Source organism: Variovorax sp. P1_H12_2 (assembly GCF_056405335.1).
In genome coordinates this window covers 1-21055 of sequence record NZ_JBFUCI010000057.1, presented here as the reverse complement: position 1 = coordinate 21055, position 21055 = coordinate 1, and the positions used below count along the sequence as shown (strand labels likewise).

Below are 21055 nucleotides of genomic sequence, written 5' to 3'. Positions count from 1 at the left end.
TCATGCAACACAGAGAGCAAACTCGAAGAGTCACGATGAAATCCGCTTTGAGCTTCCTGGTCGGCGCCCTGCGATGCGAGATCGACGCGCTGGAGCAGCTCGCGCGCACCAGCGAGCTGGTGGCGACGATCGCCCGGCTGGTCCATGCGCTGCAGCGGGAGCGCGGCATCTCCAATGTCTTTCTGGCATCGGGCGGCCGGCGCTTCGCCTCGCAGCGCAAGGAACAGATCGCCGACTGCCTGCGGCACGAGGAAGCCGTGCGCCTGGCCTTCGACCAGCTCGAGGCCGAAGGCGGCCGGGTCGGCAACGGCGCGCGCCTCTTCAGCCGCATCGCCTGGGTGCTGCCCGGGCTGGACGCCCTGCCCGCGCTGCGGCAGCGCATCGGCGCGATGGAGCTCGATGCCGGCCGTTCGACCGCGGCCTTCGTCAAGCTGGTCGCCGGTCTCATCGCGGTGGTCTTCGAGGCCGCCGACGGCGCCACCGACCCCGAGATCTCGCGCCGGCTGGTGGCGCTGTTCAATTTCATGCAGGGCAAGGAGTTCGCKGGCCAGGAACGCGCCTGCGGCGCCGCGGCCTTCGCCTCGGGCTACAACGACAGCGCGCGCCAGCAGCAATGGCTGCACCTGATCGCCTCGCAGGAACATTGCTTCCAGCGCTTTGCCGAGTTCTCGGCATCCGGCCTGGGCGAGCTCTGGGCCTCGGTCAGGGCGCCGGCGCAAGTCGCCGAACAGGAGCGCCTGCGCCGCATCGCCTGCGCCGCGCCGGCGGGCGTGTGGCTCGACACCGAGTTGAGCCAGGTCTGGTTCGACTGCTGCACGCGCCGYATCGACGCCATGCAGGCGGTCGAGGAGCGGTTGACCGCCGACCTGCGGCAGCTCTGCGAACAGAAGACGGCGCAGGCTCGCGCCGAGCTGCAGGCGCACGAGGCGCTGCTGGCCAGCCTGCAGGATACCGGCGGCGCCGCGGCGGACTTCTTCCTCGATGCGGTGGCGACGCCGGCCGCCGCGGCCACGCCGGCCGCCAGTGCGCCTTACGGCAAGCAACTCGAACGCTCCATTCTCGACATGGTGCAGGAGCAGTCGCGCCGGCTGCAGGCCATGGGCGACGAACTCGAGACCGTGCGCGCCGCCCTCAACGAGCGCAAGCTGGTCGAGCGCGCCAAGGGGCTCCTGATGGCGCACCGGCGCATCAGCGAGGAGGAAGCGCACAAGATGCTGCGCCGGACCGCGATGAACCAGGGCCGGCGGCTGGTCGAGGTCGCCGAATCGGTGCTCGCGATGGCCGAGTACCTGCCCGACGACAGGGCTTCCTGAGTGCGTCGCAGGCCCGGAATGGTGCACTGCACAAGCGATGCGCAGCGCATGCGTTTCGCTCCAGATCCGGTGGATGGCAAGCCCCGGTGAACCATTGACGCTCTCTTTTTCATAGCGCCACGGTTGCTGGCACGCTGCTTGCAATCGCTCGAGGCATAGACCGACGAAGGTCTTCAGGCAGGTGGCATCCAACGGCGGGTGCGGCCCACCGAACCGGACAAAGGCGTCCTTACCCCGCAGGGGCTCGACTTCGAGCGGCCCGTGCGCGGCGAGGACGCCTTTTCGTTTTTCCGAATCGACTTTTCATCTCCGGAGTTCGCCCCATGACCGATGCGCTGAAACCAAAACTGAGTCGCCGCCGTGTGTTGCAGGCCGCCGCCGCGGGCGTGGTCGGGCTCGATCCCGCGCTGCGCGCCGCCGTCTGGGCCCAGGGCTCGGACAAGCCCGAGAAGGAGGAAGTCAGGATCGGCTTCATCCCGCTGACCGACTGCGCCAGCGTCGTGATGGCCTCGGTGCTCGGCATCGACAAGAAGTACGGCGTCAAGATCGTGCCGAGCAAGGAAGCCAGCTGGGCCGGCGTGCGCGACAAGCTGGTCAACGGCGAACTCGACTTCGCCCACGTGCTCTACGGCCTGGTCTACGGCGTGCACCTGGGCATCGGCGGCCCGAAGAAGGACATGGCCGTCCTGATGACGCTCAACAACAACGGCCAGGCGATCACGCTGTCGAAGAAGCTGGCCGACAAGGGCGCGGTCGACGGCGCCTCGCTGGCCAAGGTGATGGCCGGCGAAAAGGCCGAGTACACCTTTGCCCAGACCTTCCCCACCGGCACCCATGCGATGTGGCTCTACTACTGGATGGCGGCCAACGGCATCAACCCGCTCAAGGATGCCAAGGTGATCACCGTGCCGCCGCCGCAGATGGTGGCCAACATGCGCGTGGGCAACATGGACGGCTACTGCGTCGGCGAACCCTGGGGGCAGCGCGCGATCATGGACGGCATCGGCATCACGGCCATCACCACCCAGGACATCTGGAAGGACCATCCGGAGAAGGTGCTCGGCACCACCGGCGAGTTCGTGAAGAAGTATCCGAACACGGCGCGCGCCGTGACCGCCGCGATCCTCGAGGCCGGCAAGTGGATCGACGCCGGCCTGCAGAACAAGAACAAGATGGCCGAGACCATCGCCGACAAGAGCTACGTCAACACCAGCGTGGACGCGATCAACCAGCGCATCCTGGGGCGCTACACCAACGGCCTCGGCAAGAGCTGGGACGACCCGAACTACATGAAGTTCTACGCCGACGGCGCGGTCAGCTACCCGTACCTGTCGGACGGCATGTGGTTCCTCACGCAGCACAAGCGCTGGGGCCTGCTGAAGGAACATCCGGACTACCTGCAGGTGGCAACGCAGATCAACCAGATCGACATCTACAAGCAGGCCGCCGCCGCCACCAGGACCGCGGTGCCGAAGGAGACGATGCGCAGCAGCAAGCTGTTCGACGGCGTCGTCTGGGACGGCAAGAACCCGAAGCAGTATGCCGATTCGTTCAAGGTCCACGCCTGAGGAGCCCACCATGGTCAGTGCCGTCTTCCACTCCCCGCTCGAAGCCAAGCCGGTGATGCCGCCGGCATCGAAGAGCGTCGCCAGGCCGGCGGCGTCGCTCTTCGCCGCCGCGGTCGAGCCCACGCCCCGCGTGCCTCGCGACTTCCGCGCCGTCTGGCTGCGCGTGCTGCCGCCGCTGCTGGGCTTCGCGCTGCTGGTCCTGGTCTGGGAACTGGTGGCGCTCAGGAGCACCACCGGTTTTCCGTCGCCGCTCGCAACCTGGCAGCAGGCGCTCACGGTCTTCAGCGATCCGTTCTACAGCAAGGGGCCGAACGACCAGGGCGTGGGCTGGAACGTGCTCTCGTCGCTGCAGCGCGTGGCGCTGGGCTTCGGGCTGGCGGCCGCGGTCGGCATACCGGCCGGCTTCGCGATCGGACGCTTCGAGTTCCTCTCGCGCATGTTCAATCCGCTGATCAGCCTGCTGCGGCCGGTGTCGCCGCTGGCCTGGCTGCCGATAGGCCTGCTGGTCTTCAAGGGCGCCAATCCGGCCGCCATCTGGACCATCTTCATCTGCTCGATCTGGCCGATGATCATCAACACCGCGGTCGGCGTGCAGCGCGTGCCCAGCGACTACATGAACGTCGCCCGGGTGCTGAATCTCAGCGAGTGGAAGATCTTCACCAAGATCCTGTTCCCCGCCGTGCTGCCCTACATGCTGACCGGCGTGCGTCTGGCGGTCGGCACCGCCTGGCTGGTGATCGTCGCAGCCGAGATGCTGACCGGCGGCGTCGGCATCGGCTTCTGGGTCTGGGACGAGTGGAACAACCTCAACGTCGCCAACATCATCATCGCGATCTTCGTCATCGGCATCGTCGGCCTGGTGCTCGAGTTCGCGCTCATCAGGATCGCCACCGCGTTCACGTTCGAAGAGGTCAAGCAATGAACGACGACAGCAAGTACATCGCGGTCCAGGGCGTCGAGCAGCGCTTCAAGACCGCCAAGGGCAGCTTCCTGGCGCTGCGCGACGTCAACCTGAACGTCGCCAAGGGCGAGTTCATCACGCTGATCGGCCACTCGGGCTGCGGCAAGTCGACGCTGCTGAACCTGATCGCCGGGCTGACGACGCCGACCCAGGGCGTGCTGCTGTGCGCCAACCGCGAGATCAAGGGGCCGGGCCCGGAGCGCGCGGTGGTGTTTCAGAACCACTCGCTGCTGCCCTGGCTGACCTGCTACGAGAACGTCTACCTCGCGGTCGAGCGCGTGTTCGCGGCGACCGAGAACAGGGCGCAGCTCAAGGCCCGCACCGAAGCGGCGCTGGCACTGGTCGGCCTGACGCCGGCGGCACAGAAGCGGCCTGGCGAGATCTCGGGCGGCATGAAGCAGCGCGTCGGCATCGCCCGCGCGCTGTCGATGGAACCCAAGGTGCTGCTGATGGACGAGCCCTTCGGCGCCCTCGATGCGCTCACGCGCGCCAAGCTGCAGGACGAACTGCTGGCCATCGTGCAGAAGACCCGCAGCACGGTGGTCATGGTGACGCACGACGTCGATGAAGCCGTGCTGCTGTCGGACCGCATCGTGATGCTGACCAACGGCCCGGCCGCCACCATCGGCGAGGTGCTGGCGGTCGACATCGCGCGGCCGCGCAACCGCGTGGAACTGGCCGAGGACCCGGTGTACGTGCACGCGCGCAAGGCCGTGATCGACTTTCTCTACACGCGCCAGGCGCATGTGGAAAAGGTCGCGGCCTGAGCGGTCCCTCTCACGGTCCCTCTCACGGCCCCTCGCACGGCCTCTCGCACGGCCTCTCGCGCACCGGGAGTCACGACATGATGACCTGCAGACTGTGCTCGTACGAGGCCGTGAGCTGCTCGAAGGTGTCGACCAGCGCATCGCTGGAGCGCACCAGCGATGCGCGCCCCTCGGCGCTGTCGAGGCCGCGCACGCCGCGCATGAGGTGGAGCCATTCGTCGCGCGCGATCGCCAACGCGGCACGGATCTCGGGCGAGCTCAGCGGCGCCTGTTCGAGTTCCCGCAGCGCGGCTTCGAATTCGTCCATGGTCGGCGCCAGCCGCTCCTGCGATCGCGCCGCGGGCAGCATCGACGCCAGCAGCGCGTCCTTCGCCAGCCGCTGCGCACGCATGCGCTGGCGGCCGCAGAGGTTGACGATGCGCAGCCCCCGGCGCGCGCCGGAGGCTTCGAGCGCGTCGGTCAGCGCTTCGGCGGCCAGGAGCAGGCCCTCGGCCCGCGCATCGATCCCGAGCAGCGCGGGCGCCGCCAGCCGCGCCGACAGTGCCGTTTCCAGGTCTTGCCAGGCGCTGCGCACCCGAGCCAGCGCCCCGGTGCCGGCCTCGCCCAGCGCCAGGGTGGCGAGATGATCCAGGTTGTGCTGCACCCGCTCGACGGATTGCGTGCGCAGCACCCGGGCGCGCCGCGCATCGATGCCGGCCAGTGCCTGCGCCGCCACCCGCACCAGCCGCTGCGACAGCATGCGCAGCTGGCCGGCGCGGTTGATCGCATCGGCCCACTGCGCGGCCTCGAGCACCGAGCGCGAGACCTCGCCGAGCCGCAGGTTGGCATGCATCGCGGCGCCGCGCAGGAGGCCGAAGGCCTCGTCCTCGCCGATGCCGCGCGCCGACATCAGCAGGCCCTTGGCGCGGTCGATCCACTTGCGCTCGTCCAGGCGGGTGCGAAAAGCATCCATCTCGGTGCGCAGCGCGGCCTCGCGCTGCCAGCGGGCCCGGGCACGAACCAGCAACGCAGCCAGCGTTGGCGCATCGAGCCGCTCGACCGGCGTCCAACCGTGCACGCCGAGCGCCACCAGTTGCTCGTGCACGCCGGCGTCCAAGGGCGCGCTGACCAGGCTCAGGGCGCAAGGCGGCCCGCCCGACCAGGCACGCAGCGCCCCGAGCAGCGCTTCGGGCAGCGCTTCGGGCGCACATGCGGGCAGCCAGATCAGGATCTGTCGCGGTGCCGATGCCTCGGCCTGGCGCACCATGTCGCCGCAAGCGACGCAGGCGACGGGCGCGATGCCGCACCCGGCCAGCGCCTGTGCGAGCGCCGCAGGCAGCGCGCCATCGATGGTTTCGGGGGGCAGGACGACAAGAAGTGGGTTCACGGTGGGGCAGGGAAAGCGATGCAAAGCATAGGCCAGGCCAGCAGGCGATTGCTGGCACGCCCCTTGCTTGATTCAAGGCGCGGTGTAACGAAGCACCGCCTTGGTGAAGCGGCAGGATCCTGCCCGCAGTCCGGCAACGCCAAGGCCGGGCACACCCGTCAGGCCACCGGCTGTCGCCGCGGCCACATCTCCCCAACCCTGTCCGACGACACGGCCCTCGCACGGCCGGGCCGCGGCATTTCGCACTGAACACGATGTCCAGCTTCAAGACCTTTCTGCATTCAGGCCACGGCCCGACGCTGTTCGCGGCCTTCCTGTACTTCTCGTTCTCGTGCTGCATCTGGGTGCTCAACGGCGCCATGGCGCCCTTCATCGGCGAGACCTTCGACCTCTCGCCGGCGCAGAAGGGGCTGATGCTGTCGGTGCCGATCATCGCGGGCGCGCTGATGCGCTTTCCGCTCGGCATCCTGTCGCAATACATCGGCCGCAAGAACGCGACCCTGGTCGAGATGGGACTGATCGCGGTGGCGATGCTGTTCGGCTTCTTCATGGTGAAGAGCTTCAACGACCTGCTCGCCATGGGCGTGCTGCTGGGCATCGCGGGCGCCAGCTTCGGTGTCGCGCTGTCGCTGGGTTCGGGCTGGTTCCCGCCGCAGCACAAGGGCCTCGCGATGGGCCTGGTGGGTGCCGGCAACGTCGGCACCGCGGTGTCGGTGCTGGTGGCGCCGCCGCTGGCGCAGTGGCTGGGCTGGCAGAGCGTCTACGGCGTCGCGGCCGGCGCGATCCTGCTGCCGATGATCGTGATGATCGTGTTCGCCAAGGAACCGCCGGACATCGACAGCCACGCCAGCTTCCGCGAGCACATCGCCTGCCTGTTCGAGAAGGACGGCTGGGTGTTCAGCCTGATCTACGGCGTCACCTTCGGCGGCTTCATCGGCCTCACCACCTTCCTGCCCTCCTACTACTACGACCAGTTCGGCGTGAGCAAGGTGCAGGCCGGCCAGCTGACCATGCTGGCCGCATTCATGGGCGCCGCGGTGCGGGTGATCGGCGGCTGGATCTCCGACCGCTGGGGCGGCGTCAACACGCTGACCCTGGTGCTGGCGGTGGTGGCAGTCGGCCTCGTGCTGGTGGGCCTCTCGTCGGCATCGCTGGTGCTCACCACGCTGCTGCTGATCGTCTGCTTCGCGGCGCTGGGCGCGGGCAACGGCGCGCTGTTCCAGCTGGTGCCGCTGCGCTGGCCGGCCAGCACCGCGGTGGCCGGCTCGATGATCGGCGAGATCGGCGCCCTCGGCGGCGGCCTGGTGCCCAACGCGATGGGCCTGTCCAAGCAATACCTGGGCAGCTACACCTGGGGCTTCGTCTTCTTCGCTGCGCTGTCGCTGGTGATGCTCGGCGTGATGCGCGCGATGCAGATCCGCTGGACCCGCACCTGGGCCGAAAAAGGCGGCCGCGCGCGGGTCGTGGCGCATCCACCGGCGGCTGCGAATGCCCCGAAGTCTCCCAAGGCCCGAAACGCATGAACCGCACCATCCTGATGCCAGAGATACCGCGGAACCGGCTTCGCCGGGCCGCTGGCATCGCCCCCGGCGAGGGGGTGGCGAGCGACACGCAGTGCGCGAGCCTGGGGGAGTGCCTATTTCGGCAGGAACAGCAGCCAGAACACGAGCAGTGCGTTGAACAGCAGCGACACGGCCAGCGCGATCTTGAGGAGCGCAGCCGGATCGCGGCGGATCAGGGGCGTGGCGCCCGGCGCACCGATCGGGCGCGAGGCGCCGCGCTCCAGCGCCAGCAGCAGTTCCTCGGCAGTCTCGAAGCGCTGGCGGGGATCGCGCGCCACCGCCTTGCACACCAGGTGGTCGAGCCAGACCGGCACGTCGGGGCGGATGCGCGAGAGCGCGGCCGGGTCGCGCCGGTACCGTGCCAGCTGGTAGGGCTCGATCTCGCCGTAGGGCAGGCGTCCCGCGAGCCATTGGTAGAGCGTGACGCCAAGCGCAAACAGGTCGCTCCCCGCATCGGCGCCGGCGTCCTCCCACTGCTCCGGGTTGATGTAGCTCGGCGTGCCGGCATGCAGTTCGCGCTGCGCGGCACCCTCGCGGCCGGACAGCGCCACGCCCAGGTCCAGGATGCGCCAGCGGCCGTCCTCGCCCAGGTGCAGGTTGCCCGGCTTGATGTCGCGGTGCACCACACCGTGACGGTGCAGCCGGCCCAGCGCCTTCGCGACGGCGATGGCCGCGGCAACCACCTCGGCGGCACTGCTGCGGTGGCCGGATTTCTGCAACTGCTCGAGCGTCCGGCCGCCGTGCCAGTCGAACACGATGTAGAGCGCGCTCGCATCCTCGGCACGTTCGTGCACGCGCACGAAGCCGCTGTCGGCGCGCGCGCTGACGCGCAGGCCCAGCCAGGCCTCGTGCGCCAGCATGGCGCGCTCCTGCGGGTCGCCAGCGCGCGAGGGATGCAAGGTCTTGAGGGCGACCAGTTCCCGCGTGACCGGGTGGCGCGCCTGGTAGAGCAGGTGCACGCCGGTGTCGGCCACCCGTGCCGTGATGACGTAGCCGTCGAGCGTGTCGCCCACCTTCAATGCAGCCGGCGGCGCCAGGCGGCGGACATCGCCGAGTTCGTCGTCGAGCTGGCGCGCATCGAGCCCGATGACGCGGATCACCAGCGCGGTGGCGTTGTCGCGCGTGCCGGCCGCCAGGGCCGCCCGCACCAGCGCCTCGCTCCCCTCCAGCGCCGTGCCCTGCAGCGCGAACCGGGCCAGCTGCTGCGCCTTGAGCACGCCGTGCACGCCGTCGGAACTCAGCACGAAGCAATCGCCGACGCGCACGTCGCCCTGCGCGTAGTCGACCCGCACCTGGTCATCCAGGCCGATCGCACGCGTGAGCCGGCTGCGCAGGTCCGGGTGCTCGAAGGCGTGGTCCTGGGTCAGCGCCACGGCCGGCTCGCCGCCCTCGCGCACCCGCCAGGCGCGCGTGTCGCCGACATGCGCCAGCGTGTAGGTCTGGCCGTGCAGCACCAGCGCGGTGAGCGTGGTGAGCGCAGTGCCGCCGCCCTGCCGGCGCCGGTTGTGGTCGGCCAGCCAGGCGTTCTGGGCGCCGATCAGCCGGTCCAGCGCGGCCGTCGGCTCCCAGGTGTCGGGCGTCGCGAAATAGTCGGCCAGCAGTCCCATCACCGTGGTCTGCGCGGCCTCCAGTCCCCGGCCGCCGGTGGACACGCCGTCGGCGATGGCGGCGATCAGCCCGCGCGTCTCCTCGCCGGGCGGCGCATGCACGGTGCCGGCGAAATCCTCGTTGACTTCGCGCGGCCCGCGCTGGCTGCTGTAGCCGATGTCCACTTCAAAGCTCATGGCGCGATTCTCCACGCGCGCCCTGGGCAACTCGCTTGATTGAATCCAGGAAAGGTCCAGCCCCATGAAGAAGATGAAACTCGTGATGGTCGGCAACGGCATGGCCGGCGTGCGCACGCTCGAAGAGCTGCTGAAGATCGAGCCCGATCTCTACGACATCACGGTGTTCGGCGCCGAGCCGCACCCCAACTACAACCGCATCCTGCTGTCGCCGGTGCTGGCCGGCGAGCAGACTGTCGACGAGATCGTGCTCAACAGCTGGGAGTGGTACACCGAGAACCACATCACGCTGCACGCCGGCAAGAAGGTGGTCGAGATCGACCGCGTGAAGCGCATCGTGCGCGCCGAGGACGGCACCGAGGCCGCGTACGACCGGCTGCTGCTGTGCACCGGCTCCAATCCCTTCATGCTGCCGGTGGCCGGCCGCGACCTGAAGGGCGTGATCGCCTACCGCGACATCGCCGACACCGACTACATGATCGAGACCGCCCGCACGCACAAGAACGCGGTGGTGATCGGCGGCGGGCTGCTGGGGCTGGAAGCGGCCAACGGCCTGATGCTGCGCGGCATGACCGTGACCGTGGTGCACGTGATGCCCTGGCTGATGGAGCGCCAGCTCGACGACGTCGCGGGCAAGCTGCTGCAGAAGTCGCTGGAGGACCGCGGCCTGAAGTTCCTGATGGGCGCGCAGACGCAGGAACTGGTCGGCGGCCCCGAAGGCCGCGTCACCGCGATCCGCTTCAAGGACGGCACCGAGGTCGCAGCCGACCTGGTCGTGATGGCGGTCGGCATCCGGCCCAACACCGAACTGGCCGAGCGCGCCCGGCTGCACGTCAACCGCGGCATCGTGGTCAGCGACACGATGCAGACCGTGACCGACGCCCGGATCTACTCGGTCGGCGAATGCGCGGCGCATCGCGGCATCGCCTATGGCCTGGTGGCGCCGCTGTTCGAGCAGGCCAAGGTGGCGGCCAACCACCTGGCGCAGTTCGGCATCGGCCGCTACCTGGGCTCGCTGACCTCGACCAAGCTCAAAGTCACGGGCATCGACCTGTTTTCGGCCGGCGAGTTCATGGGCGGCGAAGGCACCGAGGAGATCGTGATGAGCGACCCCTTCGGCGGCGTCTACAAGAAGCTGGTCATCAAGGACGACAAGCTGGTCGGCGCCTGCCTCTACGGCGACACGGTCGACGGCAGCTGGTACTTCAAGCTCCTGCGCGACGGCCGCAGCGTGCACGACATCCGCGACAAGCTGATGTTCGGCGAATCGAACATCGGCGACACCGGCCACGAGGGCCACAGCAAGGCGGCGTCGATGCCCGACGAGGCCGAGGTCTGCGGCTGCAACGGTGTCACCAAGGGCACCATCTGCAAGGCCATCAAGGACCGCGGCCTGTTCACGCTCGAGGAGGTCAAGAAGCACACCAAGGCCAGCGCCTCCTGCGGCTCGTGCACCGGCTTGGTCGAGCAGATCCTGATGTTCACGGCCGGCGGCGACTACTCGGCGACGCCGAAGAAGAAGGCGGTCTGCGGCTGCACCGACGTCAGCCACCAGGACGTGCGCGAGGCGATCCGCAAGGAACACTACCTGACCCACGACGAGGTCTACCGCAATCTCGGCTGGCGCACGCCCAACGGCTGCGCCACCTGCCGGCCGGCCATCAACTACTACCTGATCTCGACCTGGCCCAAGGAGGCCAAGGACGATCCGCAGAGCCGCTTCGTCAACGAGCGCAGCCACGCCAACATCCAGAAGGACGGCACCTACTCGGTGATCCCGCGCATGTGGGGTGGCCACACCACCCCCGACGAGCTGCGCCGCATCGCGGATGCCGCCGACAAGTACAAGATCCCGACCGTCAAGGTCACGGGCGGCCAGCGCATCGACCTGCTGGGCGTGAAGAAGGAAGACCTCGAGAACGTCTGGAAGGACATCGGGATGCCCTCCGGCTTCGCCTATGCGAAGTCGCTGCGGACCGTGAAGACCTGCGTCGGCAGCGAGTGGTGCCGCTTCGGCACCCAGGATTCGACCCAGCTGGGCAAGGACCTGGAACGCGCGCTGTGGGCGATGTACTCGCCGCACAAGGTCAAGCTGGCGGTCTCGGGCTGCCCGCGCAACTGCGCCGAATCGGGCATCAAGGACGTCGGCGTGATCGGCGTCGACTCGGGCTGGGAGATCTATGTCGGCGGCAACGGCGGCATCAAGACCGAGGTGGCGCAGTTCCTGATCAAGGTGAAGACCTCCGAGGAGGTGATGGAGTACGCCGGCGCCTTCCTGCAGCTGTACCGCGAGGAAGGCTGGTACCTGGAGCGCACGGTGCACTACATCGGGCGCGTCGGGCTCGACTACGTGAAGAAGAAGATCCTCGAGGACGCCGAGGGCCGCAAGACCCTGTGGGAGCGGCTGCAGTTCGCGCTCGACGGCGAGCCCGATCCGTGGTTCGAGTCGAGCCAGGCCTCGGTCGACGTCCGGCAGTTCACCCCGGTGGCGGTGGTCGACAAGCTGGCACAAACCGTTTGAAGAAAAGGGAGAGCACGACCATGAACGAATGGAAACCCATCTGCCGCGTCGACGACATCCCCGTGCTGGGTGCGCGGCGCGTGGCCCGTCCCGCGGGTGTCGACGTCGCGGTGTTCCGCAATGCCGAGAACCAGGTCTTCGCGCTGCTCGACCGCTGCCCGCACAAGGGCGGTCCGCTGAGCCAGGGCATCGTGTTCGGCACCAGCGTGGCCTGTCCGCTGCACAACTGGGCGATCGGGCTCGACGACGGCTGCGCGAAGTCGCCCGACGAGGGCTGCACGCCGCGCTTCGCGGTCAAGGTGACGGAGGGCGTGGTGCATCTGGACAGCGAGGAACTGGCGAGCCACGCCACCGACCTCGAGCGGCCGGTCGCCGGCCCGAAACGACCCGTCGCAGCTTGACCTCAGGAACACCATGAACCAAACACGCTCCACCTGCCCCTATTGCGGCGTGGGCTGCGGCGTGATCATCGAATCCGATGGCGCGCAGATCACCGGCGTGCGCGGCGACCCGGATCACCCGGCCAACTTCGGCCGGCTCTGCACCAAGGGCTCGACGCTGCACCTGACCGCGAGCGCCGCCGTCACGCGGCAGACGCGGCTGCTGCAGCCGATGCGCCGGGCCGAGCGCACGGCCGCACCCGTTGCCATCGGCTGGGAACCGGCGCTCGACCTGGCCGCCGACAAGTTCGCCCAGGTGATTCGCGACCACGGCCCGGACGCGGTCGGCTTCTATGTTTCCGGCCAGTTGCTGACCGAGGACTACTACGTCTTCAACAAGCTCGCCAAGGGGCTGATCGGGACCAACAACATCGACACCAACTCGCGCCTGTGCATGAGCAGCGCGGTGGCCGGCTACAAGAAGACGCTGGGCGCCGATGCGCCGCCGGCCTGCTACGACGACCTCGGGTTCGCCGACTGCCTGTTCATCGTCGGCAGCAACACGGCCTGGGCACACCCGATCCTGTTCCGGCGCATCGAGGATGCGAAGGCCGCCAACCCGGCGCTCAAGATCGTCGTGGCCGACCCGCGCCGCACCGACACGGTCGAGATCGCCGACCTGTTCCTGCCAATCCAGCCGGGCACCGACGTGATGCTGTTCAACGGCATGCTGCACCTGATGCTGTGGGAAGGCTGGACCGACGCCCGCTACATCGCCGCGCACACCAGCGGCTTCGACGCGCTCAAGGCCACCGTGCGCGATTGCACGCCCGACCGCGTGGCGCAGATCTGCGGCATCGACAAGGACGACCTGCTGCAGGCCGCGCGCCTGTTCGCCACCTCGGCGGCGACACTGAGCCTCTATTGCCAGGGGCTCAATCAGTCCTCCTCGGGCACGGCGAAGAACGCCGCTCTGATCAACCTGCACCTGGCGAGCGCGCAGATCGGCAAGCCCGGCGCCGGACCGTTCTCGCTCACCGGACAGCCCAATGCGATGGGCGGCCGCGAAGTGGGTGGCCTGGCCAACCTGCTGTCGGCGCACCGCGACCTGGCGAACCCGCAGCACCGCGAAGAAGTCGCGGCCCTGTGGGGCGTGCCGGCCGTTCCTGCCACACCCGGCAAGACCGCGGTCGAGATGTTCCAGGCCGCGGCCGACGGCGAGATCCGCGCGCTGTGGATCGCCTGCACGAATCCCGCCCAGTCGATGCCCGACCAGGCGACCGTGCGCCGCGCGCTCGAGCGCTGCGAGTTCGTGGTGGTGCAGGAGGCCTTCTCCACCACCTCGACCTGCGATTTCGCCGACCTGCTGCTGCCGGCCACCACMTGGGGCGAGAAGGAAGGCACSGTCACCAACAGCGARCGSCGCATCTCGCGCGTGCGCCCGGCGGTGCCGGCACCCGGCCAGTCGCGCGGCGACTGGGCGATCGGCGTGGACTTCGCGCGCAAGCTCGAGGCGCGCCTGGCGCGCCCGGACATCTCCAGCACCCTCTTCCCCTACGCCACCGCCGAATCGGTCTGGAACGAGCACCGCGAGACCACCCGTGGCCGCGACCTCGACATCACCGGCATGAGCTACGCGATGCTCGAGGCCGCGCCCCAGCAATGGCCGCTGCGCGAGGGCGAGACGACGGGCCGCGCGCGGCTCTACGAGGATGGCGTCTTCCCCACCCCCGACGGCCGCGCCCGCTTCGTCGACACGCCCTACAAGCCCGTGGCCGAAGCGCGCGAGGCGCGCTATCCGTTCTCGCTCAACACCGGCCGGCTGCGCGACCAATGGCACGGCATGAGCCGCACCGGCACGCTGGGCCGGCTGTTCGGTCACGCGGCCGAGCCGAGCGTGCAGATGCACCCGCAGGACATGGCGCGCCGCCAGCTGTCAGAGGGCGACCTGGTCCATGTGACCTCGCGCCGCGGATCGATCGTGCTGCCCCTCGCCGCCAGTGCCGAGGTCGGCCTGTCCCAGGCCTTCATCGCGATGCACTGGGGCGGCGAGTACCTGAGCGGCAGCTCGAGCACGGGCCAGCGGCTGGCGGGCGTCAACGCGCTCACGACGCCGAGCTTCTGCCCCGACTCGAAGCAGCCCGAGCTCAAGCATGCGGCCGTCAAGATCCTGAAGGCCGAACTGCCCTGGTCGCTGCTCGCCGCCGCCTGGCTGCCGCAGGATGCGGCGCTGGACACCGCCGGCGTGCTGCGCGGGCTGATGCAGTCCTTTCCGTTCGCGAGCTGCGTGCCCTTCGGCGCCGGCAGCGCGCTGGAAGGCGGCGCTCCCGAACGCACCGGCATCCTGTTCCGCGCCGCGGCCTACGAGGCCCCGCCCGATGCCGTTCTGGCGCAGATCGAAGGCCTGCTGGCACTGGGCGGCAGCGACACCCTGCGCTACGCCGATGTCAAGCGCGGTCAACGGCGCGCGGTGCGCCTCGTGCGCGATGGCGACGACGCCCGTCTCGAGGGGTTCCTGCTCGGCGGCGACACCCGCGCCGAAGCCTGGATCAAGGCGCTGCTGCAGGACCGCCTGCCGGCCCAGGCCTACGGCCGCCAGCTGCTGCGCCCCGGGGCGGCGGCACCGGCCGGCGTGGCCGCGCGCGGCAAGGTCATCTGCAGTTGCTTCGGCGTCACGCAGACGGCGATCGAGGCCCAGCTGGCCGCCGGGTCCGGGACCGACGATGAGCGGCTGGCGGGGCTCCAGGGGGCCTTGAAATGCGGCACCAACTGCGGCTCCTGCCTGCCCGAGCTCAAGCGCATGGTGCGCGCCACTTCCGCCGCGAGGCATAAGCCCACTGCCCAACCGGCATAAGGCATGCGGGACAATCCGGGCACCCATGGGAATCAGTCACTACATCAAGGAAATCGGCCGCGGCGCACGCGGCGCCAAGTCGCTCGACCGCGCGCAGGCCACGGATCTGTTCGGCCAGGTGCTGGACGGCAGCATCACCGACCTGGAGATGGGCGCCTTCTGCCTGGCGATGCGCATCAAGGGCGAGACGCCCGAGGAGATGGCCGGCTTCCTCGACGCCACCCATGCCCGGCTGGCGCGCTTTCCGGCCACCGGGCGACCGCTGGTGGTGCTGCCGAGCTACAACGGCGCCCGCCGGCTGCCGGTGCTGACGCCGCTGCTGGCACTCCTGCTGGCGCGTGAAGGGCTGCCGGTGCTGGTGCATGGCGCGGCCACCGAATCGACCCGGGTGCTGGCGTCCAACGTGCTCGCCGCGCTCGACGTGCCGGCGCTGGCGGCGATCCGCCCGATCGCCGATGGCGAGACGGTGTTCGCACCCACCGAACTGTTGAGCCCCGGCCTCAAGCGCCTGCTCGACGTCCGTCGCGTGGTCGGCCTGCGCAACCCCGGCCACAGCGTGGTCAAGCTGATGCAGCCCGGCCTCGGCGACTGCGTGGTGGTCGGCAGCTACACCCATCCCGAGTACGCGCGCTCGATGGCCGCCACTTTCGAGCTGACCGGCATGACCGCCCTGCTCTCGCGCGGCCTCGAGGGCGAGAGCGTGGCCGACCCGCGCCGCACCGCGCAGGTCGACGGCTTCGTGCGCGGGCAACGCATCGCGCTGCAGGCGCAGCAGCCCGGCACCCAGGCCGAGGTGCCCGGCCTGCCCAGGGAAATCGACGTCGAGACCACCGCCGGCTACACGCGGCGCGTGCTGGCCGGCGAGCTGCCGCTGCCTCATGCCATCGCGCAGCAGATCGCGCAGATCCTTCAACTGGCGCAGCTGGCGCAAGAAACCGAAACCGCGGAGACCCCATGATCCCTCTTTCACTCCAGGGCAGTTGCACGCTGGTCGGGGCCGGCCCCGGCGACCCCGAACTGCTGACCCTCAAGGCGGTCAAGGCGATCCAGGCCGCGACCGTGCTGCTGGTCGACGACCTGGTCAACGACGAGATCCTGGCCTATGCCCGTCCGGGGGCGCGCATCGTCCACGTCGGCAAGCGCGGCGGCTGCCGCAGCACGCCGCAGGCCTTCATCGAGCGACTCATGATCACCGCGGTCCAGGAGGGCGAGACCGTCGTGCGGTTGAAGGGCGGCGACCCCTTCATCTTCGGCCGCGGCGGCGAGGAGGTCGAGCACCTGCGCGAGGCCGGCATCGAGGTGCGGGTGGTCAACGGCATCACGGCCGGACTGGCCGCCGTCACGGCACTCGGCGTGCCGCTCACGCACCGCGACCATGCGCAGGGCGTGGTGTTCGTCACCGGCCATGCGAAGACCGGGCATGCGGCCGGCGATCATCCGACCGACTGGCGGCAACTGGCTGCCACCGCGCGCGACGCCCGCCTCACGCTGGTGATCTACATGGGCGTCTCGGGCGTGGCCCATATCCAGGACGAGTTGCTGCACGGGCTGCCGGGCCCGACGCCGGTGGCCGTGATCCAGCACGCCAGCCTGCCGCAGCAGCGCCACCTCGTGACCACCCTCGCCGAACTGCGCGCGGACGTCGCGCGTGCGGAAATGGCGAGCCCCTCGGTGATCGTGGTCGGCGACGTGTTGCGCGGCCTGGCCGCGGCGGGCGTGCCGTCGACACGCTTCGGCACCTGAGCGCGACGCATTGAACTCCTTCGACGTCGTCGTCATCGGCGCGGGCGCCGCCGGCCTCTTCTGCGCCAGCCTCGCGGGCCAGCGCGGCCTGAAGGTGCTGCTCATCGACCACACCGAGCGCATCGCCGAGAAGATCCGCATCTCGGGCGGCGGCCGCGCCAACTTCACCAACCGCGATCTCGACGTGCGCGCGCCGCAGCGCCACTTCATCGGCGACAACCCCAACTTCTGCCGCTCGGCGCTGTCGCGCTACACGCCGCAGCAGTTCATCGCGCTGGTGCAGCGCCACGGCATCGCGTTCCACGAGAAGCACAAGGGCCAGCTGTTCTGCGACGGCCCCTCGCAGCAGATCATCGACATGCTGCTGGCCGAATGCGCGGCCGGCGGGGTGGCGCACTGGCAGCCCTGCAGCGTCGGCGAGATCGCCTTTTCCGACGAGGGCGGCTATCGGATCGAGACCAGCCGCGGCCCGGTCCGGACACCGCGCGTGGTGGTCGCCACCGGCGGCCTCTCGATCCCACAGATCGGCGCCAGCGACTTCGGCTACCGGGTCGCCGCGCAGTTCGGCCTGCGCGTGGTCGCGCCGCGCCCGGCGCTGGTGCCGCTGACCTTCGGCGGCGAGGCCTGGGAGCCGTATGCGGGCCTCGCCGGCCTTGCGTTGCCGGTGCAGATCGAGACCGGCAGCAAGAAGGAACGGATGACGTTCCACGAAGACCTCCTCTTCACGCATCGCGGGCTGTCGGGGCCGGCGGTGCTGCAGATCTCGAGCTACTGGAAGCCCGGGGCGCCGCTGACCATCGATTTCGCGCCCGGCACCGATGTCGCGGCCGCGCTGGGCGATGCCAAGCAGCGCTCCCGCAAGCGGATCGGCAACGAACTGGCGGCGCTGGTGCCCTCCCGGCTGGCGGACGCCTGGGTCGGCCAGGACGCGGGACTGCAGCGCCCCATCAACGAAGCCGCCGACCGGGCGCTGGCCGCGCTGGCGGAGCGCATCGCGCGCTGGCAGATAACGCCCAGCGGCACCGAGGGCTACAAGAAGGCCGAAGTCACGGCCGGCGGCGTCGACACCCGCGACCTGTCGTCCCAGACCATGGAATCGAAGCAGCCCGGTCTCTATTTCATCGGCGAGGTGGTGGACGTCACGGGCTGGCTCGGCGGTTACAACTTCCAGTGGGCCTGGGCCAGCGCGCACGCCTGCGCTCAGGCACTGTCGCCAGGGCCCCAAGCTGACGCTATAATCTCGGGCTAACTTCGGCCACCCCTCAACGGCCCACCCCTTTTTTCAGTTGAGGAACCCCGGCCCGGGGCTTCGATCTCTCCAGGCCAAATCCAACCAACCGATCCATAAATGACCACCATCCGCGTAAAAGAAAACGAGCCGTTCGACGTCGCACTGCGCCGCTTCAAGCGCACCATCGAAAAGCTCGGCCTGCTGACCGACCTGCGTGCCCGCGAGTTCTACGAAAAGCCGACCGCCGAGCGCAAGCGCAAGAAGGCCGCGGCCGTCAAGCGCCACTACAAGCGCGTGCGCAGCATGCAGCTCCCCAAGAAGCTGTACTAAGCACCTGCAGCGTTGGCCCCCGGGCCGACGCCCGGTTCAGCCCGGATCGAGCCGCGCCAGGGAATACCTGCCGCGGCTTTTGTTTTTTCGCTCCATCTACGAAAGCCTGCCATGAGCCTCAAGGACCAGATCACCGAAGACATGAAGACCGCGATGCGCGCCAAGGACTCCGAGCGCCTGGGCACCATCCGCCTGCTGCTCGCGGCCCTCAAGCAGAAGGAAGTCGACGAACGGGTCGAGCTCGACGACGCGATGGTCGTTGCGATCGTCGACAAGCTGGTCAAGCAGCGCAAGGACTCGGTCACCGCCTTCACCCAGGGCGGCCGCACCGACCTGGCCGACAAGGAAGCCGCCGAGATCAAGGTGCTCGAGGTCTACCTGCCGCAGCGCATGAGCGCCGAAGAGGTCGCGGCCGAGGTCAAGGCGATCGTCGCCGAGCTCGGCGCCAAGGGCCCGGGCGACATGGGCAAGGTGATGGGCGCGGTCAAGACCCGGCTGGCCGGCAAGGCCGACATGGGCCAGGTCAGTGCCGCCGTGAAGGCAGCGCTCGCGGGCGCCTGAACGTGAAGGCGAGCCCGGTCCTCAAGGCCTGCGCCTGCCTGGTCGACGGCCGAGGCCGGCTGCTGGTGTTCCACCACCCCGAGGACCGGGGCATGCAGCTGCCCAAGGGCACCATCGAGGCCGGGGAAGCGCCCGAGGCCGCGGTGCGGCGCGAACTGCTGGAGGAATCCGGCATCGACTACCTGGGTGAACTGCTGCCGCTTGGCACCATCGACCGCGACTGCGAGGCCGGCGTCGAAGGCAACAAGCGCCGCCACCCGCAGCTCTGGCACCTGTACCTGATGCGCGCCGAAGGGCCGCTGCCCGAGACTTTCGAACACGTCGCCTCCGGCAGCCCCGAGGAAGACGGCCTGGTGTTCAGCTTCAGCTGGCTAACGCACGACGCGCCGCTGGACAACTTCGCCGCCCCCTACATCCGGGTCATCGAGAAAGTTCGCTCGGCCCTGGCCCCCTGAATCCGGCCGGCGCAGCCAGGCCCGTTGGTGAAACACCGCGGAACCGGCTTCGCCGGGCCGCTGGTGTTGCCCCCGGTAGGGGGTGGGAGGGCTACACGCAGTGAGCCCGACCTGGGGGCGAGTCAGTCACTCACCAACTCGCTTCGCGCTCCGGCGTGGCGCTGATGTGGTGGATCGACAAATCCGCTCCTTCGTACTCCTCTTCCTGCGACAGACGCAGTCCGAGGGTGGCCTGCAGCACGCCGTAGACCGCGCCGCCCGCCACCAGTGCCCAAGCCACGCCGATCGCGACGCCGATGAGCTGGGCCCACAGGTTCACGCCGCCGATGCCGCCCAGCGCCCGGGTGCCGAAGATGCCCGCCGCGATGCCGCCCCAGGTGCCGCACAACCCGTGGAGCGGCCAGACGCCGAGCACGTCGTCGATCTTCCATTTGTTCTGCGTCAGGGTGAAGAGCTTGACGAAGATCGCGCCGGCCACGCCACCCACCACCAGCGCACCGATCGGGTGCATCAGGTCGGAGCCCGCGCAAACGGCCACCAGGCCCGCCAGCGGGCCGTTGTAGACGAAGCCCGGATCGTTCTTGCCGAGCGCCAGCGCCACCAGCGTCCCGCCCACCATGGCCATCAGCGAATTCACCGCCACCAGGCCGGAGATCTTGTCGATCGTCTGCGCGCTCATCACGTTGAAGCCGAACCAGCCCACGCACAAGACCCAGGCGCCGAGGGCCAGGAACGGGATGTTCGACGGTGGATGGGCGCTCAGCGAGCCGTCGCCGCGGTAGCGGTTGCGGCGCGCGCCCAGCAGCAGCACCGCCGGCAGCGCGAGCCAGCCGCCCATCGCGTGGACCACGACCGAGCCCGCGAAGTCATGGAATTCATGGCCCGTCACCCGCACCAGCCAGTCCTGGATGCCAAAGGCCCGGTTCCAGGCGATGCCCTCGTACAGCGGGTAGACGAAGCCCACGATGACCGCCGTGGCGATGAGCTGCGGCCAGAACTTGGCGCGCTCGGCGATGCCGCCCGAAATGATCGCCGGGATCGCGGCGGCGAAGGTGAGCAGGAAGAAGAAGCGCACCAGCTCGAAGCCGCTGCCGAGCGCCAGCTGCTCGGCGCCGACGAAGAAGTGCGTGCCATAGGCGACGCCGAAGCCGACGAGGAAGTAGACGATGGTCGAGACTGAGAAATCGACCAGGATCTTCACCAGCGCGTTGACCTGGTTCTTCTTGCGTACCGTGCCCAGTTCGAGAAAGGCGAAGCCCGCATGCATCGATAACACCATGATGGCGCCCAGAAGAAGAAATAGCGCGTTCGTGCCCCGAGTCAGTGCATCCATGAAGTTTGGCTTGTTGAAGTTTGCGTTGATGTGGTGCGTTCACGCCGGATTGCCCGGCTGACGCGCCAATCGAAAGCAAAATTGGTGCCAAATCCGCTTCACTGCGGTGCCTCGTGTTCCACATCACTGCATCGCGCACCGAAATGTTGCTCGCCCCCAGGTTGCCCGGCACTTCGTGTCCGGGCGCCCACCCCCTGCCGGGGGCAACACCAGCGGCCCGGCAAAGCCGGTTCCGCGGTGTTTCACCAGCGGGCCTGGCTGCGCCGGCAAAATCAATCGGCGCTGTGGTTTTTCTACGGCTGCGCGCAGCGCGCCCGTTCGTGGGC

At 69.1% G+C, this 21055-nt stretch carries 17 protein-coding genes; 14 read left to right on the top strand and 3 right to left on the bottom strand.

Features of this window, described 5'->3' with window-relative positions:
* Positions 1 to 35 precede the first annotated feature (35 nt).
* The 4 genes from AC1D2K_RS08735 to AC1D2K_RS08720 all read left to right on the top strand — a co-directional run bounded on the left by AC1D2K_RS08735 (position 36) and on the right by AC1D2K_RS08720 (position 4609).
* A complete protein-coding gene (locus tag AC1D2K_RS08735; RefSeq protein WP_478087962.1) occupies positions 36 to 1313 on the top strand; it encodes a nitrate- and nitrite sensing domain-containing protein in 1278 nt (425 codons plus the stop codon).
* A gap of 323 nt (positions 1314 to 1636) precedes the next feature.
* The gene (locus AC1D2K_RS08730) at positions 1637 to 2881 is read left to right on the top strand and encodes a CmpA/NrtA family ABC transporter substrate-binding protein (protein ID WP_478087961.1); all 1245 of its coding nucleotides are present in this window, start codon (positions 1637 to 1639) and stop codon (positions 2879 to 2881) included.
* 10 nt (positions 2882 to 2891) lie between these two features.
* Positions 2892 to 3803 (top strand): nitrate ABC transporter permease, encoded by a 912-nt coding sequence (gene ntrB, locus AC1D2K_RS08725; RefSeq protein WP_478087959.1) that lies wholly within the window; start codon positions 2892 to 2894, stop codon positions 3801 to 3803.
* The gene (locus AC1D2K_RS08720; protein ID WP_478087957.1) at positions 3800 to 4609 is read left to right on the top strand and encodes an ABC transporter ATP-binding protein; all 810 of its coding nucleotides are present in this window, start codon (positions 3800 to 3802) and stop codon (positions 4607 to 4609) included. The genes ntrB and AC1D2K_RS08720 overlap by 4 nt, the downstream gene beginning before the upstream one ends.
* 70 nt (positions 4610 to 4679) lie before the next feature.
* On the opposite strand, the gene AC1D2K_RS08715 is transcribed toward AC1D2K_RS08720, so the two are convergent.
* A complete protein-coding gene (locus AC1D2K_RS08715) occupies positions 4680 to 5975 on the bottom strand; it encodes an ANTAR domain-containing protein (protein ID WP_478087956.1) in 1296 nt (431 codons plus the stop codon).
* Between the two features lie 254 nt (positions 5976 to 6229).
* On the opposite strand from AC1D2K_RS08715, the gene AC1D2K_RS08710 reads away from it, so the two are divergent.
* Complete coding sequence (locus AC1D2K_RS08710; RefSeq protein WP_478087955.1) at positions 6230 to 7498, top strand: MFS transporter; 1269 nt, start codon at positions 6230 to 6232, stop codon at positions 7496 to 7498.
* A gap of 113 nt (positions 7499 to 7611) precedes the next feature.
* Here AC1D2K_RS08710 and AC1D2K_RS08705 read toward each other — a convergent pair whose 3' ends face one another.
* Positions 7612 to 9321, bottom strand: coding sequence for a bifunctional protein-serine/threonine kinase/phosphatase (locus tag AC1D2K_RS08705; RefSeq protein WP_478087954.1), 1710 nt, complete (start codon positions 9319 to 9321; stop codon positions 7612 to 7614).
* Between the two features lie 64 nt (positions 9322 to 9385).
* Here AC1D2K_RS08705 and nirB point away from each other — a divergent pair, with 64 nt between their 5' ends.
* The 9 genes from nirB (at position 9386) to AC1D2K_RS08660 (ending at position 19396) form a co-directional block, all read left to right on the top strand.
* Positions 9386 to 11842 carry a nitrite reductase large subunit NirB gene (nirB, locus tag AC1D2K_RS08700; RefSeq protein WP_478087952.1) on the top strand — a complete coding sequence of 819 codons (2457 nt, stop codon included), beginning with the start codon at positions 9386 to 9388 and terminating at the stop codon, positions 11840 to 11842.
* Between the two features lie 20 nt (positions 11843 to 11862).
* Positions 11863 to 12243, top strand: a complete 381-nt coding sequence (nirD, locus tag AC1D2K_RS08695; RefSeq protein WP_478087950.1) for a nitrite reductase small subunit NirD — start codon at positions 11863 to 11865, stop codon at positions 12241 to 12243.
* 13 nt (positions 12244 to 12256) lie between these two features.
* Positions 12257 to 15076 (top strand): nitrate reductase, encoded by a 2820-nt coding sequence (locus tag AC1D2K_RS08690; protein ID WP_478087948.1) that lies wholly within the window; start codon positions 12257 to 12259, stop codon positions 15074 to 15076.
* Between the two features lie 25 nt (positions 15077 to 15101).
* Entirely contained in the window at positions 15102 to 16034 is a 933-nt protein-coding gene (gene ybiB / locus AC1D2K_RS08685; RefSeq protein ID WP_478087946.1) for a DNA-binding protein YbiB, read from the top strand.
* Positions 16031 to 16819: a uroporphyrinogen-III C-methyltransferase gene (gene cobA, locus AC1D2K_RS08680; RefSeq protein WP_478087944.1), complete on the top strand. Its 789-nt coding sequence runs from the start codon at positions 16031 to 16033 to the stop codon at positions 16817 to 16819. Before ybiB ends, cobA begins: the two co-directional genes overlap by 4 nt.
* Before the next feature lie 10 nt (positions 16820 to 16829).
* Positions 16830 to 18068 carry a BaiN/RdsA family NAD(P)/FAD-dependent oxidoreductase gene (locus AC1D2K_RS08675; protein WP_478087942.1) on the top strand — a complete coding sequence of 413 codons (1239 nt, stop codon included), beginning with the start codon at positions 16830 to 16832 and terminating at the stop codon, positions 18066 to 18068.
* A gap of 99 nt (positions 18069 to 18167) precedes the next feature.
* A complete protein-coding gene (gene rpsU, locus AC1D2K_RS08670; protein WP_007833691.1) occupies positions 18168 to 18380 on the top strand; it encodes a 30S ribosomal protein S21 in 213 nt (70 codons plus the stop codon).
* A 111-nt stretch (positions 18381 to 18491) separates the two neighbouring features.
* Positions 18492 to 18941 (top strand): GatB/YqeY domain-containing protein, encoded by a 450-nt coding sequence (locus AC1D2K_RS08665; protein ID WP_478087940.1) that lies wholly within the window; start codon positions 18492 to 18494, stop codon positions 18939 to 18941.
* A 2-nt stretch (positions 18942 to 18943) separates the two neighbouring features.
* The gene (locus AC1D2K_RS08660; protein WP_478087939.1) at positions 18944 to 19396 is read left to right on the top strand and encodes an NUDIX domain-containing protein; all 453 of its coding nucleotides are present in this window, start codon (positions 18944 to 18946) and stop codon (positions 19394 to 19396) included.
* A 130-nt stretch (positions 19397 to 19526) separates the two neighbouring features.
* Here the strand turns inward: AC1D2K_RS08660 and AC1D2K_RS08655 are convergent, their stop codons facing one another.
* Entirely contained in the window at positions 19527 to 20729 is a 1203-nt protein-coding gene (locus AC1D2K_RS08655) for an ammonium transporter (protein WP_478087937.1), read from the bottom strand.
* Positions 20730 to 21055 lie beyond the last annotated feature (326 nt).

Excerpts from the sequence above, each read along its gene's own strand:
- nirD (WP_478087950.1), top strand. The coding sequence starts at position 11,863 with ATGAACGAATGGAAACCCATCTGCCGCGTCGACGACATCCCCGTGCTG.
- nirB (WP_478087952.1), top strand. The coding sequence starts at position 9,386 with ATGAAGAAGATGAAACTCGTGATGGTCGGCAACGGCATGGCCGGCGTG.
- AC1D2K_RS08705 (WP_478087954.1), bottom strand. The coding sequence starts at position 9,321 with ATGAGCTTTGAAGTGGACATCGGCTACAGCAGCCAGCGCGGGCCGCGC.
- AC1D2K_RS08720 (WP_478087957.1), top strand. The coding sequence starts at position 3,800 with ATGAACGACGACAGCAAGTACATCGCGGTCCAGGGCGTCGAGCAGCGC.
- AC1D2K_RS08730 (WP_478087961.1), top strand. The coding sequence starts at position 1,637 with ATGACCGATGCGCTGAAACCAAAACTGAGTCGCCGCCGTGTGTTGCAG.
- AC1D2K_RS08710 (WP_478087955.1), top strand. The coding sequence starts at position 6,230 with ATGTCCAGCTTCAAGACCTTTCTGCATTCAGGCCACGGCCCGACGCTG.
- cobA (WP_478087944.1), top strand. The coding sequence starts at position 16,031 with ATGATCCCTCTTTCACTCCAGGGCAGTTGCACGCTGGTCGGGGCCGGC.
- AC1D2K_RS08655 (WP_478087937.1), bottom strand. The coding sequence starts at position 20,729 with ATGGATGCACTGACTCGGGGCACGAACGCGCTATTTCTTCTTCTGGGC.
- rpsU (WP_007833691.1), top strand. The coding sequence starts at position 18,168 with ATGACCACCATCCGCGTAAAAGAAAACGAGCCGTTCGACGTCGCACTG.
- ybiB (WP_478087946.1), top strand. The coding sequence starts at position 15,102 with ATGGGAATCAGTCACTACATCAAGGAAATCGGCCGCGGCGCACGCGGC.
- AC1D2K_RS08665 (WP_478087940.1), top strand. The coding sequence starts at position 18,492 with ATGAGCCTCAAGGACCAGATCACCGAAGACATGAAGACCGCGATGCGC.
- ntrB (WP_478087959.1), top strand. The coding sequence starts at position 2,892 with ATGGTCAGTGCCGTCTTCCACTCCCCGCTCGAAGCCAAGCCGGTGATG.